The 13,001-nt window shown below is 61.8% G+C and carries 14 protein-coding genes; 8 read left to right on the top strand and 6 right to left on the bottom strand.

The features are described from left to right. Positions 1 to 203 precede the first annotated feature (203 nt). From lptM to ACQ4LH_RS01835, 6 genes are read left to right on the top strand one after another with little or no spacing between them, the layout of a single operon-like run. On the top strand, positions 204 to 329 hold the full coding sequence (gene lptM / locus ACQ4LH_RS01860) for an LPS translocon maturation chaperone LptM (RefSeq protein ID WP_090254607.1): 126 nt from the start codon (positions 204 to 206) through the stop codon (positions 327 to 329). Between the two features lie 9 nt (positions 330 to 338). Beyond that, positions 339 to 1,586 carry a diaminopimelate decarboxylase gene (lysA, locus tag ACQ4LH_RS01855; protein WP_430695671.1) on the top strand — a complete coding sequence of 416 codons (1,248 nt, stop codon included), beginning with the start codon at positions 339 to 341 and terminating at the stop codon, positions 1,584 to 1,586. Positions 1,587 to 1,591: 5 nt separating this feature from the next. Next, positions 1,592 to 2,422 carry a diaminopimelate epimerase gene (dapF, locus tag ACQ4LH_RS01850; protein ID WP_430695670.1) on the top strand — a complete coding sequence of 277 codons (831 nt, stop codon included), beginning with the start codon at positions 1,592 to 1,594 and terminating at the stop codon, positions 2,420 to 2,422. Beyond that, positions 2,419 to 3,117, top strand: a complete 699-nt coding sequence (locus tag ACQ4LH_RS01845; protein ID WP_430695669.1) for a DUF484 family protein — start codon at positions 2,419 to 2,421, stop codon at positions 3,115 to 3,117. The genes dapF and ACQ4LH_RS01845 overlap by 4 nt, the downstream gene beginning before the upstream one ends. 41 nt (positions 3,118 to 3,158) lie before the next feature. Continuing rightward, on the top strand, positions 3,159 to 4,055 hold the full coding sequence (gene xerC / locus ACQ4LH_RS01840) for a tyrosine recombinase XerC (protein WP_430695668.1): 897 nt from the start codon (positions 3,159 to 3,161) through the stop codon (positions 4,053 to 4,055). Next, entirely contained in the window at positions 4,052 to 4,747 is a 696-nt protein-coding gene (locus ACQ4LH_RS01835; protein ID WP_430695667.1) for an HAD family hydrolase, read from the top strand. The genes xerC and ACQ4LH_RS01835 overlap by 4 nt, the downstream gene beginning before the upstream one ends. Positions 4,748 to 4,957: 210 nt before the next feature. On the opposite strand, the gene sutA is transcribed toward ACQ4LH_RS01835, so the two are convergent. The 4 genes from sutA to glnK all read right to left on the bottom strand — a co-directional run bounded on the left by sutA (position 4,958) and on the right by glnK (position 8,564). Then, complete coding sequence (gene sutA / locus ACQ4LH_RS01830) at positions 4,958 to 5,287, bottom strand: transcriptional regulator SutA (protein ID WP_160014953.1); 330 nt, start codon at positions 5,285 to 5,287, stop codon at positions 4,958 to 4,960. A 258-nt stretch (positions 5,288 to 5,545) separates the two neighbouring features. Then, positions 5,546 to 6,796 carry an ammonium transporter gene (locus ACQ4LH_RS01825; RefSeq protein WP_430695666.1) on the bottom strand — a complete coding sequence of 417 codons (1,251 nt, stop codon included), beginning with the start codon at positions 6,794 to 6,796 and terminating at the stop codon, positions 5,546 to 5,548. A 79-nt stretch (positions 6,797 to 6,875) separates the two neighbouring features. Then, entirely contained in the window at positions 6,876 to 8,189 is a 1,314-nt protein-coding gene (locus ACQ4LH_RS01820) for an ammonium transporter (protein WP_430695665.1), read from the bottom strand. A 36-nt stretch (positions 8,190 to 8,225) separates the two neighbouring features. After that, positions 8,226 to 8,564 (bottom strand): P-II family nitrogen regulator, encoded by a 339-nt coding sequence (gene glnK, locus ACQ4LH_RS01815; RefSeq protein ID WP_021700071.1) that lies wholly within the window; start codon positions 8,562 to 8,564, stop codon positions 8,226 to 8,228. Positions 8,565 to 8,991: 427 nt separating this feature from the next. On the opposite strand from glnK, the gene ACQ4LH_RS01810 reads away from it, so the two are divergent. Together ACQ4LH_RS01810 and ACQ4LH_RS01805 are read left to right on the top strand one after the other, a co-directional pair. Then, positions 8,992 to 9,261, top strand: a complete 270-nt coding sequence (locus ACQ4LH_RS01810; protein WP_430695664.1) for an accessory factor UbiK family protein — start codon at positions 8,992 to 8,994, stop codon at positions 9,259 to 9,261. 39 nt (positions 9,262 to 9,300) lie between these two features. Next, entirely contained in the window at positions 9,301 to 10,800 is a 1,500-nt protein-coding gene (locus ACQ4LH_RS01805; RefSeq protein ID WP_430695663.1) for a YifB family Mg chelatase-like AAA ATPase, read from the top strand. Positions 10,801 to 10,856: 56 nt separating this feature from the next. Here the strand turns inward: ACQ4LH_RS01805 and ACQ4LH_RS01800 are convergent, their stop codons facing one another. Then, entirely contained in the window at positions 10,857 to 11,645 is a 789-nt protein-coding gene (locus tag ACQ4LH_RS01800) for a gamma-glutamyl-gamma-aminobutyrate hydrolase family protein (RefSeq protein ID WP_430695662.1), read from the bottom strand. Between the two features lie 340 nt (positions 11,646 to 11,985). Next, positions 11,986 to 12,915, bottom strand: coding sequence for a LysR substrate-binding domain-containing protein (locus ACQ4LH_RS01795; RefSeq protein ID WP_430695661.1), 930 nt, complete (start codon positions 12,913 to 12,915; stop codon positions 11,986 to 11,988). Positions 12,916 to 13,001 lie beyond the last annotated feature (86 nt).

Here is a 13,001-nt window from a genome sequence, read left to right as displayed (position 1 = left end):
TGGCAAGGGAACACCATTACCTGCGTCCTCCGCCTAGCCTGGCGAGATTTTTCGCGGCAACGCGGCTCGCGACGAAATGGGAACAGACCCTAGCACCAAAGATACAGGCAAAGCCCCGCCCGACGGGAACCCCGGCGCATAGGCAAGGCGCCGGGGGGTCGGTATACTCCGGCGCAATCATGCTTTATTACAAGGATTCCACCATGAAGCGGTTATTTACTGCCTTTATCGCGATGCTTGCCGTCAGCGCCCTGCTCGCTGGCTGCGGCCAGAAAGGCCCGCTGTACCTGCCGGAAGAAAGCCAGCCAGCGCCTGCGCAAACCGAATAAGGACAGCTTATGAACGCCTTCAACTACCGCGACGGTGCGCTGTTCGCGGAAGGCGTGGCGTTGTCCGCCATCGCCCAACGCTTCGGTACGCCGACCTACGTCTACTCGCGTGCGCACATCGAGGCGCAGTACCGCGCCTATGCCGATGCCCTGCAGGGCATGCCGCACCTGGTGTGTTTTGCGGTCAAAGCCAACTCCAATATCGGCGTGCTGAATGTGCTGGCGCGCCTCGGCGCTGGCTTCGACATCGTCTCCCGTGGCGAGCTGGAGCGCGTACTGAGCGCCGGCGGCGAGCCGAGCAAGATCGTCTTCTCCGGCGTTGGCAAGAGCCGTGACGACATGCGCCGCGCTCTGGAAGTGGGCGTGCACTGCTTCAACGTCGAATCCACTGACGAGCTGGAGCGCCTGCAACTGGTTGCCGCCGAACTGGGCAAGACTGCGGCGATCTCGCTGCGGGTCAACCCGGATGTCGACGCTGGCACCCACCCGTACATTTCCACGGGCCTGAAAGAAAACAAATTCGGCATCGATATCGAGCAGGCCCCGGCCGTTTATGCCCGCGCCGCTGCGCTGCCAAACCTGCAGGTGATGGGTGTCGATTGCCATATCGGCTCGCAGCTGACCACCTTGCCGCCGTTTCTCGATGCCCTCGACCGCCTGCTCGCGCTGATCGATCAGCTCGCCGCTGACGGCATCCGCATCAAGCACCTGGACCTGGGTGGCGGCCTCGGCGTGCAGTACCGCGATGAACAACCGCCACTGGCTGGCGACTACATTAAGGCCGTGCGTGAGCGCATTGCCGGCCGCGACCTGGCCCTGGTGTTCGAACCGGGCCGCTCCATTGTCGCCAACGCCGGCGTGCTGCTGACCCAGGTCGAGTACCTCAAGCACACCGAGCATAAGGACTTCGCCATTGTCGATGCGGCGATGAACGACCTGATCCGCCCAGCCCTGTACCAGGCCTGGATGGAGGTGGTGGCCGTGCAGCCGCGCGATGGCGCGACCCGCAACTACGACATCGTCGGGCCGATCTGCGAGACCGGCGACTTCCTCGCCAAAGACCGCCAGCTGGCCCTGGCCGAAGGCGACCTGCTGGCCGTGCGCTCGGCCGGTGCCTACGGTTTTGTCATGAGCTCCAACTACAACACCCGAGGCCGCGCCGCCGAGGTGATGGTGGATGGCGACCACGCCTTCGAAGTGCGTCGCCGTGAGACGCTCAGCGAACTCTTTGCGGGCGAAAGCCGCCTGCCGGAGTAGTGGCGATGTTATTGCGCTTTACCAAGATGCACGGCCTCGGCAACGACTTTATGGTCCTCGACCTGGTCAGCCAGCACGCGCATATCCAGCCGAAGAACGCCAAGCAGTGGGGCGACCGCCACACCGGCGTGGGCTTCGATCAGCTGCTGCTGGTTGAGCCGCCAAGCAACCCGGACGTGGATTTCCGCTACCGCATCTTCAATGCCGACGGCTCGGAAGTGGAGCAGTGCGGCAACGGTGCACGCTGCTTCGCCCGCTTCGTGCTGGACAAGCGCCTGACGGTGAAGAAGCAGATGCGCGTGGAAACCAAGGGCGGCATCATCGAACTGGACGTGCGCAACGACGGGCAGATCAGCGTCAACATGGGCGCGCCGCGCCTGGTGCCGGCAGATATCCCGTTCCAGGCCGAACAACAGGCGCTGAGCTACAACGTGGCCGTCGACGGTCAGACCGTTGAGCTGGCCGCCGTGTCCATGGGCAACCCGCATGCCGTGCTGCGCGTCGACAGCGTCGACAACGCGCCGGTGCACAGCCTGGGGCCAAAACTCGAACACCATTCGCGCTTCCCGCAGCGGGTCAATGTCGGCTTCCTGCAAGTGGTCGACCGCAAGCAGGCCAAGCTGCGCGTTTGGGAACGCGGCGCCGGGGAAACCCAGGCCTGCGGTACCGGCGCTTGCGCAGCGGCAGTGGCGGCGATCAGCCAGGGCTGGATGGATTCACCGGTGCAGCTCGAACTGCCCGGCGGCAAACTGAGCATCGAGTGGGCAGGCCCCGGCCAGCCCGTTATGATGACCGGACCCGCAGTACGTGTGTACGAAGGACAGGTTCGCCTATGACCGACAAGCAGGATTCACCCAAGCCACTGGATTCGGACACGGTTGCCGCGTACCTGCGCCTGCATCCGGAATTCTTTATCGACCACGACGAGTTGATCCCCGAGCTGCGCATTCCGCACCAGCGCGGCGATACCGTGTCGCTGGTCGAGCGCCAGGTGAAACTGCTGCGCGAGCGCAATATCGAGATGCGTCACCGTCTCTCGCAACTGATGGACGTGGCCCGCGACAACGACCGCCTGTTCGACAAGACCCGCCGCCTGGTGCTCGACCTGCTCGATGCCAACAGCCTGGAAGAAGTGGTCAGCTGCGTCGAAGACAGCCTGCGCCGCGAGTTTCAGGTGCCCTTCGTCAGCCTAATTCTGTTTAGCGAAGCGCCACTACCGGTCGGCCGATCGGTCAGCAGCGCGGAGGCGCATCAAGCCATCGGTGGCCTGCTGGCCGGTGGTAAAACCATCTGCGGCGTACTGCGCGAGCATGAGCTGAACTTCCTCTTCGGTGCCGAAGACGGCGCACAAGTCGGCTCAGCGGCGGTGGTGAGCATCTCCTATCAAGGCCTGCATGGCGTGCTAGCGATTGGCAGCGCCGACCCGCAGCATTACAAAAGCTCGCTGGGCACGCTGTTCCTCGGCTACATCGCCGAAGTGCTGGCACGCGTCGTACCGGGCTTTGCCACACCCTTGCGCTCGGTGCGTTAATCGCTGTAACCATCGCACCGACCGCACCGCAGGGAGCTTCCATGCAAGACCTCCTGGACGCCTACCTCGAACACCTGCGTAGCGAGCGCCAGCTTTCTTCCCACACCCTGATTGGCTACCGCCACGACCTGAGCAAGCTGTTGGCGTTCTGCACCCAGGAGCAGATCGACAGCTGGGCCGCGCTCGATACCGCGCGTCTGCGCCGCATGATCGGCCGGCTGAATATGCAGGGCCAATCCAGCCGCAGCCTGGCGCGCCTGCTCTCGGCCACTCGCGGGCTATACCGTTACCTGATTCGCGAAGGCCACTGCCAGAGTGATCCGGCCAGCGGCCTGATGCCGCCCAAGGGCGAACGCCGCCTGCCGAAAACCCTGGACGCCGACCGTACCGCACAATTGCTCGATGGCGCGCTGGAAGACGACTTTATCGCCCGCCGCGATCAGGCGATGCTGGAGCTGTTCTATTCATCAGGTCTGCGCCTGTCCGAGCTGGTTGGCCTGAACCTGGATGGCCTCGACCTACCCGCCGGCCTGGTACGCGTCATCGGCAAAGGCAACAAGACCCGCGAACTGCCGCTTGGGCGCATGGCGCGCGAGGCAATGGAGCAATGGCTGCCACTGCGTGCGCTGGCCAACCCGGACGACGGCGCGGTATTTATCAGCCAGCAGGGCCGGCGTATTGGCCCACGTGCAGTTCAACTGCGCGTGCGTCAGGCCGGCGTGCGCGAACTGGGCCAACACCTACACCCGCATATGCTGCGCCACAGCTTCGCCAGCCATATGCTCGAATCGTCCCAGGACCTGCGCGCGGTGCAGGAGATGCTCGGCCACGCCGACATCGCCACCACCCAGGTCTACACCCATCTGGATTTCCAGCACCTGGCCACGGTCTATGACAAAGCCCACCCCAGGGCCAAACGCAAAGGCAGCACAGAATGAGCATTCAGCTGATCACCTTCGACCTCGACGACACCCTGTGGGATGTCACACCAGTGATGCAGGACGCCGAAGCGGCGCTGCGCAACTGGCTGGCGATGCATGCGCCGCGCCTGGGTGCGGTGCCGGTGGAGTATCTGTGGTCGATTCGCGCCACCTTGCTGCAGGCCGAGCCGATGCTCAAGCATCGCCTCAGCGAACTGCGCCGGCGCATTCTGCTGCATGCCCTGACAGACGCTGGCTACCCGCACAAAGATGCGCAGGCGCTGGCCGAAGCTGGCTTTCAGGTATTTCTCGCCGCGCGCCATCAGGTCGAACTGTTCGCCGAGGTGCATCCAACCCTTGAAGCCCTGGCCAATCGCTTCCAGCTCGGGGTCATCACCAACGGCAATGCCGACGTGCGCCGCCTAGGCCTGGCCGACTACTTCCAGTTCGCCCTGTGCGCCGAGGAGCTAGGCGTCGGCAAACCCGACCCGAAACCCTTTACCGAAGCCCTGAAACGCGCCGGAATCGCCGCCGAGCACGCGGTGCATATCGGCGACCACCCCAGCGACGACATTGCCGGTGCGCAGGCTGCAGGTTTACGGGCGATCTGGTTCAACCCCCAGGGCAAAGCCTGGGAGGCCGACAACACCCCGGATGGACAGATCCGCAGCCTGGCCGAGCTGCCGGCATTGCTGCATAGCTGGGCGTAAACAGCGCTTAACCGCCACAAAAAGCCCGCAGGCTTCGGCCTGCGGGCTTTTTGTATTCGTACAGTCACTTAGGGGCTGTTTATGATCTCGCGAGCTAGAGTCCTGCAAGGCAAAAACCGGTGAGGAAGCGGAGTGTACTGTTGTACATGAGCATTCCGAGCCGTTTTTTAACGCCGCAGGGCCGACGCGCAGCAGATCGTAAATGGGCCCTTAGATAGGGCGGCTGCCGTACTTGCTGTCCGGCTTCTTGGGCGGATCGGAGACCACATTCGGCTCGACTTCCTGCACCTTGCCACCCCGGGAGAGGAACTCTTCCATGGCGCGGGCCAGAGCATCACGCTCTTTCTGCTTGGCTTCGATGCTCGGCAGTTCTTCTACGTCGACGGCGGCTTTGGCTTTTTTGCCTTTGCTGGCGGGTACGACTTCGTCGTCACCATCGCCATCATCGCTGCTGTCGCCATCATCGGCGGCAGCCAGCTCCTCACCTTCGTCTTCGTCAGCGCCTTCTAATTCGTCGTGTTCCAGATCTTCGTCGCTCATGTTCCAACCTCATGACTTGCGAAAAGCAGAGTAGTTATAGCCCAGCTGCGTCAGCTTTCTAACGTCGCTGATAAAAATTCCAGTGGCCTTGCCTTGGGCTGAGCGCTGCGCATCGGCGAACTGTGCTCAACGGCGCGCATTCTAGGGTCTGTTGCCGCTCCATCACAACCGCGCACATGCTGAAAAACCACAACCCTTTATTCGCTTTCGGAAAAAACAAAGGGCGCCCTTAGGCGCCCTTGTTGAAACCAGAGGAAATCAACGCTTGGTGAATTCCGGATAGGCTTCCATACCGCATTCGGCGATGTCCACGCCTTCGTACTCTTCTTCCTCGGTAACGCGCAGGCCGATCACCAGTTTGATGATGGACCAGACGATCAGGCTGGCCACGAAGACCCAGGCGAAGATCGCGCCGATACCCAGCAGCTGTGCGCCAATGGTGGCGTCGCTATTGGTCAGGCAGACAGCCAACAGGCCCCAGATACCGACCACACCGTGAACGGAGATGGCACCGACTGGATCGTCTAGCTTGAGCTTGTCCAGACCGAGGATCGAGAACACCACCAGCACGCCACCCACGCCACCGATCAGGGTTGCTTGCAGGGCAGTCGGGGTCAGCGGCTCGGCAGTGATAGCTACCAGGCCAGCCAGAGCACCGTTAAGGGCCATGGTCAGGTCAGCCTTGCCGAACAGGATGCGTGCCACGATCAGCGCAGCGATCAAGCCACCGGCAGCCGCCATATTGGTGTTCACAAACACGTTAGCCACGGCGTTGGCGTCTTCGATGGTGCTCATCTTCAGCTGCGAGCCACCGTTGAAGCCGAACCAGCCCATCCACAGGATGAAGGTACCCAGCGCTGCCATCGGCAGGTTGGCACCCGGAATGGCGTTGACCTGGCCATTCGGGCCGTACTTACCTTTACGTGCGCCGAGCAGCAGTACGCCAGCCAGAGCAGCAGTAGCGCCAGCCATGTGCACCACGCCAGAACCGGCGAAGTCGAGGAAGCCTGCTGCGTTAAGGAAGCCCGAACCCCATTTCCAGAAGCCTTGTACCGGGTAGATGAAACCGGTCATGACCACAGCGAATGCCAGGAAGGCAAACAGCTTCATGCGCTCAGCAACGGCACCGGAAACGATCGACATGCAGGTCGCGGCAAACACCACCTGGAAGAAGAAGTCCGAACGAGCCGAGTAGTACGGAGCATCGTCACCGCCGGCCAGAACCGACTCAACGCTGTTCTCTTCACCCAACAGGAAACCCAGGCTTGGCAGGATGCCGCCTTCCGGGCTGGAGTACATGATGTGGTAGCCGATCACCAGGTACATGATGCTCGCCACTGCGTACAGGGCGATGTTCTTGGTGAGAATTTCAGTGGTGTTCTTGGCTCGCACCAGACCGGATTCGAGCATGGCAAAACCCGCTGCCATCCACATTACCAGGGCGCCGCAAACCAAAAAGTAGAAGGTATCAAAACCGTACTGCAGTGCAGTCAATGCTGTGTTGTCCATGGTTCACCTCTTGCCGTTGCGCTTTTTAGCGCTATTCGGTTAAGACGTCCGGGGTTGGCTCCGGACGCGCTCCGTGTGCTTACAGGTTGTAGCCGCGCTCGTTATGCAGGGCGAGATCAAGACCGATGGTCTCTTCCTCTTCGCTGACACGCAGGCCCATTACTAGGTCGATCACTTTCAGAATCACGAAGGTCACCACCGCGGTGTACACCACTGTGAAGGCCACCCCCTCGAACTGGATCCACAACTGCGCCGGAATATCTTCCACCGTGCCGAAGCCACCCAAGGCCGGTGCGGCGAACGCCCCGGTGAGAATGGCGCCGACAATGCCGCCCACGGCGTGCACGCCGAACACGTCGAGGGAATCGTCATAACCCAGCTTGCGTTTCAGGCTGGTGGCGCAGAAGAAGCAGATCGCCCCACTTGCCAGACCAATCGCCAGAGCGCCCATCGGCCCTGCAGTACCGGACGCCGGAGTGATCGCCACCAGACCCGCCACAGCACCCGAGGCAATGCCCAGAACGCTTGGTTTGCGGTGAGTGATCCACTCGGCGAACATCCAGCTCAGCGCCGCTGTAGCGGTGGCAATCTGGGTTACCAGCATGGCCATACCGGCGCTGCCGTTGGCTGCCAACGCAGAACCTGCGTTGAAGCCGAACCAGCCGACCCAGAGCATGCTTGCGCCGATCAGGGTGTAGCCGAGGTTATGTGGCGGCATGGCGGTAGTTGGAAACCCCTTGCGCTTGCCCAGCACCAGACAGGCCACCAGACCGGCGATACCGGCGTTGATGTGCACCACGGTGCCGCCCGCAAAGTCGAGCACGCCCCAGTCCCACATCAATGCCCCGTTGCCGCCCCAGACCATGTGCGCGATAGGCGCATAAACCAGGGTGAACCACACCGCCATGAAGATCAGCATGGCCGAGAACTTCATGCGTTCGGCAAAGGCACCGACGATCAGCGCCGGGGTGATGATGGCGAAGGTCATCTGGAAGGTGATGAAGACACTCTCCGGAATCCCAGCCACCAGGCTGTCCAGGGTCAAACCAGAAAGGAAGGCTTTGGAGAAACCGCCGACGAAGGAGTTGAGGTTGACGACCCCCTGCTCCATGCCGGTGCTGTCAAAGGCCAGGCTGTAGCCGTAAACGACCCACAGAATGCTGATCAACCCGGTTACCGCAAAACACTGCATCAACACCGACAGCACGTTCTTCGAACGCACCATGCCGGCGTAGAACAGCGCCAGACCAGGGATGGTCATAAACAGCACCAGTACAGTGGCAACCAACATCCAAGCGGTGTCGCCGCTGTTCAGGCTTGCCTCTTCGGCCATGGCAAAGCCAGGAACGAGAGACAAAAGGGCTCCTAGCCCTGCGATTTTTCGCAGAGTCATGGTTTAACTCCTGGGGCGTGGGGTTCGTTCGGAGGCTTAAACTGCGTCGGTGCCGGTTTCGCCGGTACGGATGCGGATCGCCTGTTCCAGGTTTACAACGAAAATCTTGCCGTCACCGATCTTGCCGGTGTTAGCAGCCTTGGTGATGGCCTCGATCACGCGATCGAGTTGATCGTCAGCGATGGCCACGTCGATTTTCACTTTTGGCAAGAAATCGACCACGTATTCAGCGCCGCGGTACAGCTCGGTATGGCCCTTCTGGCGACCAAAGCCTTTGACTTCAGTGACAGTGATGCCCTGCACGCCGATCTCCGACAGTGACTCACGGACGTCGTCCAGCTTGAACGGCTTGATGATGGCAGTGACTAGCTTCATGTAACTCTCTCCCGTGTATGGTGGACTTGCCCCAGGAATTACGAACCCGGCCCAAGTCTAAGCGCAGTGCCTGGCTTTTGTAATGCATCGCAGCCCTGACCCAGCGGCACCGATGCTCACCAACCGCTCCCGACGAAACACTTCCCCGCTTCGCCTGACGCACCGGAACTGCATCGGTGCATGCGTCGCAAGAGACAAAGCAGAAAGCTTGCCAGAACCGCCAAAACCGATTTATTTCATGCAGTTACCCGGCAAACGGGCGTTTTAGCCCGGTAATAGCCAACAACAAGCGCACAACAACAGTGCAGTCGCCTACCAAGCAACGCGCGAAAACTGTGCAGGCCTCGCCAATCCTGACCCGGGCGCACCCGGCAAGCCGGATAAAGCTGCGTGCTACACTGCCGCCACCTGCAAACGGAACCTCACCATGCTGCCACCTAAAGCCCTGCTAGACGCCCTGACCAGCCACGCCTCGCGCCTGTTCAACGGTGATGCGCCCTTGCCTCGCGGCGAGTTCGAAGCCCAGTTCAAAGTGCTGCTGCAAAGCGCCTTCAGCAAGCTCGACCTGGTCAGCCGCGATGAATTCGATAGCCAGATGGTCGTGCTCGCCCGCACCCGCGCGCGCCTGGAAGCCCTCGAAGCCAAGGTCGCCGAAATGGAAACCCGCAGCGCAAACGCCCCAACGACCAGCGAGTAACGCCCACCGCGGATGCATCAGCCGATCAAGGAGTGATCGATGTCCCTGGCCATAGTCCACAGCCGCGCCCAGGTGGGTGTTGAAGCCCCCGCCGTCACCGTCGAAGCCCATTTGGCCAATGGCCTGCCTACACTGGCACTGGTCGGCCTACCGGAAACCGCCGTCAAGGAAAGCAAGGACCGGGTGCGCAGCGCCATCCTCAACTGCGCCTTCGATTTTCCACCCAGACGTATCACCCTCAATCTGGCACCCGCGGATTTACCCAAGGACGGCGGACGTTTCGACCTGGCGATTGCCCTCGGTATTCTCGCCGCCAGCGGCCAGGTGCCGGCCAGCGCGCTGGAGCACCTCGAATGCCTGGGTGAACTGGCGCTCTCCGGGGCGATTCGCCCAGTACAGGGCGTATTACCTGCTGCACTGGCCGCCCGCGCCTCCGGACGCACCTTAGTGGTGCCCAAGGCCAATGCCGAAGAAGCCAGCCTGGCGTCGGGGCTGACGGTGATTGCCGTCGAGCACCTATTGGAAGTCGCCGCCCATCTCAACGGCCAAACGCCGATTGCGCCGTATCAGGCTCAAGGCTTGCTGCGTCAGGTGTTGCCCTACCCCGATCTGGCCGAGGTGCAGGGGCAGATTGCCGCCAAACGCGCACTGCTGGTAGCAGCGGCCGGTTCGCACAATCTGCTGTTTACTGGGCCGCCCGGCACCGGCAAAACCTTGTTGGCCAGCCGCTTGCCGGGCCTGCTGCCACCACTGGATGAGCAGGAAGCTCTGGAAGTGGCGGCGATTCATTCCGTGGCCAGCCACACACCGCTAAGTGCATGGCCACAAAGGCCTTTTCGCTCGCCCCATCACAGTGCGTCGGGTCCGGCGCTGGTCGGAGGAGGCAGTCGTCCGCAACCTGGCGAAATTACCTTGGCTCACCAGGGCGTGCTTTTTTTGGACGAGCTTCCTGAATTCGATAGAAAAGTATTGGAAGTTTTACGTGAGCCTTTGGAAAGCGGTCATATCGTGATTGCCCGCGCCCGCGACAAGGTACGTTTCCCCGCACGCTTTCAGCTGGTGGCGGCGATGAACCCATGCCCTTGCGGGCATCTTGGCGATCCGTCTGGGCGCTGCCGCTGCAGCAGCGAACAGATCCAACGCTATCGCGGCAAGCTTTCCGGCCCTTTGCTCGACCGCATCGACCTGCACCTCAGCGTACCGAGGGAAACCACCCGGCTTAACGCCAGCGCGGAGCAAGGCCCAAGCAGCGCCGAGCTGGCCGCCCTGGTGGTGCAGGCGCGCCAGCAGCAACTGGCGCGCCAGGGCTGCGCCAATGCTCACCTCGACCTCAATGGCATGCAGCAACACTGCAGCCTGCAGAGCGAAGACCGTCAGTGGCTGGAAAACGCCTGCGAACGCCTGGGACTGAGCCTGCGCGCGGCACATCGGGTGTTGAAGGTGGCGCGCACCCTGGCCGATCTGGACAGTGCCGCGCATATCAGCCGCAGCCACCTGGGTGAAGCCTTGCAGTACCGACCCAGCAACAGCGGCGCCTGAATCGCGCCCATAAAGAAGCCCCGCATGCGTGGCTTCTTTATATAGAGCTGGGGCTCTTACTGGTCGCGACGGGCGGCCTGTTCACGACAGGCATCGCCGAATGCCTTGAAGATTTTCACCGAGTGCGGGTTCTGCGCCGCCTGCCACTCCGGGTGCCATTGCACCGCCAGGGTGAACTGCTCCGCGCCCGGCAGGTGAATCGCCTCGACCAAACCATCTTCGGCGTGAGCCAGGGCTTCGACCCCCTCGCCCAGCTGATCAACGGCCTGACCGTGCAGCGAGTTGACCGGGAAATCCGCATGGCCCATCAGCTCAGCAAACCAGCTGCCCGGCAGCGCACGCACGCTGTGGCTGTCGGCGTACTGCACAGCCACCGGCGCGCTGGTGTCTTCGCGGTGGTCATTCATACCCGGTACTTCGTAAACCTTCTGGTGGATGTTGCCACCCAGGGCCACGTTGATTTCCTGCATGCCGCGGCAGATGCCAAACAGCGGCAGGCCGCGCGCCAGGGCGCCGCGGATCAGTGGAATATCGAACAGATCGCGATCCTGGTCCTGGCCCTTGCTCGGGGTCAGGTTTTCCTGGCCGTAGAGGGCCGGGTCGATATTGCTGCCGGCGCCGGTCAGGTACACACCATCGACCATCGACAGGTACTGCTCGATGTCATCGGCACCGCAGCAGCTAGGCGCCAGCAGCGGCACGCAGCCAGACAGTTCGACGAGGGGGGTTATGTATTTGTGGGTCATGACTTGATAGGCATGCCCTTTGCGCTCTTGAGCGCCCATGGACATCAGGACAACCGGTTTACGCGCGCCTGGGCGCTGTTTCGTATTGTTGTTGGACATACATCACCTTGGGGCAGCCCGGATTGGCTGCCGTTGTTGTGCAGAAGGGCTGACGGCTGTCACGCACCTTCTGTTTTACGGCTGATTGCGCCTGTCTAGATGCCTGCCGCAGCGGCATCAGATGCGCTAGAAACGCTCATCTGGCAGTCACAACCCTGAAGCCAGTCTGCCAAAGCCGTAAAATATGTCAAACAAATAAGCTCGGATTGTTAAGAAATAAGGCCGCACGCTGCAGGCAACTCAGTCCAGCCAACGAACTAAGCCTCTGTTTTAATAGTATTAATCTGATAAAGCCGCTAAACGATAGTCCAATATTTTTTACGCTTTATGCGATGCCGTGCTAACGCGCCCGATTGCCCACCCGCTCGACCACGGGCAGCTGCATCGCCGCCACATCGGCCACTAAATAATCGCGCAAACGGCGAAAGCGCTCCTGGCCTCGGCGCGCCTTTGGCCATACCAGGTAGTAGCTGCAGCCACTGGGCACCGCGCTGGGCCAGGGCAAACCGAGGCGGCCCTGAGCGACATCCTCGGCGACCATCACCAGATCGCCGATCGACACGCCATAGCCACGCGCCGCAGCGACCATGCCCAGCTCCAAGGTATCGAACACCTGGCCACCCTTGAGCGGCACCTGATCCGCCAACCCCATGGCCTGCAGCCACTGCCGCCAGTCGCGGCGATCCGGGGTCGGGTGCAGCAGTTCAGCGGTCTGCAAACGCGGCAGATCCCAGGGTTGTTCGCTCAAGGCTTCAGGCGCGCACACGGGAATCAGCCATTCGGCGAACAGTTCGGTACTTTCCCACTCTTCCGGAAAGTCGCCCTGGCTCAGCAGCACCGCGCAGTCGAATGGCTCATGCAGAAAGTCCACCTTATCCACATCCATCCAGGCGCTGGTCAGTTGCACCTCACTGGCGCTGAGCAGGCGATAGCGTGACAGGCGCGCCAGCAACCAGCGCATGGTCAACGTCGAAGGGGCTTTCAGGCGCAGCACCGTATCGTCGACACGCAGGGTGTTGCAGGCCCGCTCCAGCGCCTCGAAACCATCGCGCAGCCCCGGCAACAACATGCGCGCCGTCTCGGTGAGTTGCAGGCTGCGGCCACGGCGCTCGAACAACCGGCAAGCGAAGTGTTCTTCCAGGGTGCGCACATGCCGGCTGACCGCACTCTGGGTAATCGCCAGTTCTTCGGCGGCGCGGGTAAAGGAGCTGTGCCGCGCCGCAGCTTCGAAGGCGCGAAGGGCATAAAGCGGTGGCAGGCGCTGGCTCATGCACCCAATCCATGAGTAATAGTCATGCCTGTCATCGCTATTATCCTTTTGTGCTGCCGCATTTGGCTCATGAGAATAGGCGCATT

It is taken from the genome of Pseudomonas peli (genome assembly GCF_050563605.1).
In the GTDB taxonomy this organism is placed as follows: Bacteria; Pseudomonadota; Gammaproteobacteria; order Pseudomonadales; family Pseudomonadaceae; genus Aquipseudomonas; species Aquipseudomonas peli_A.
Note: the sequence above shows the minus strand (reverse complement) of the source record. Positions and strands in the feature narration are given on the sequence as shown.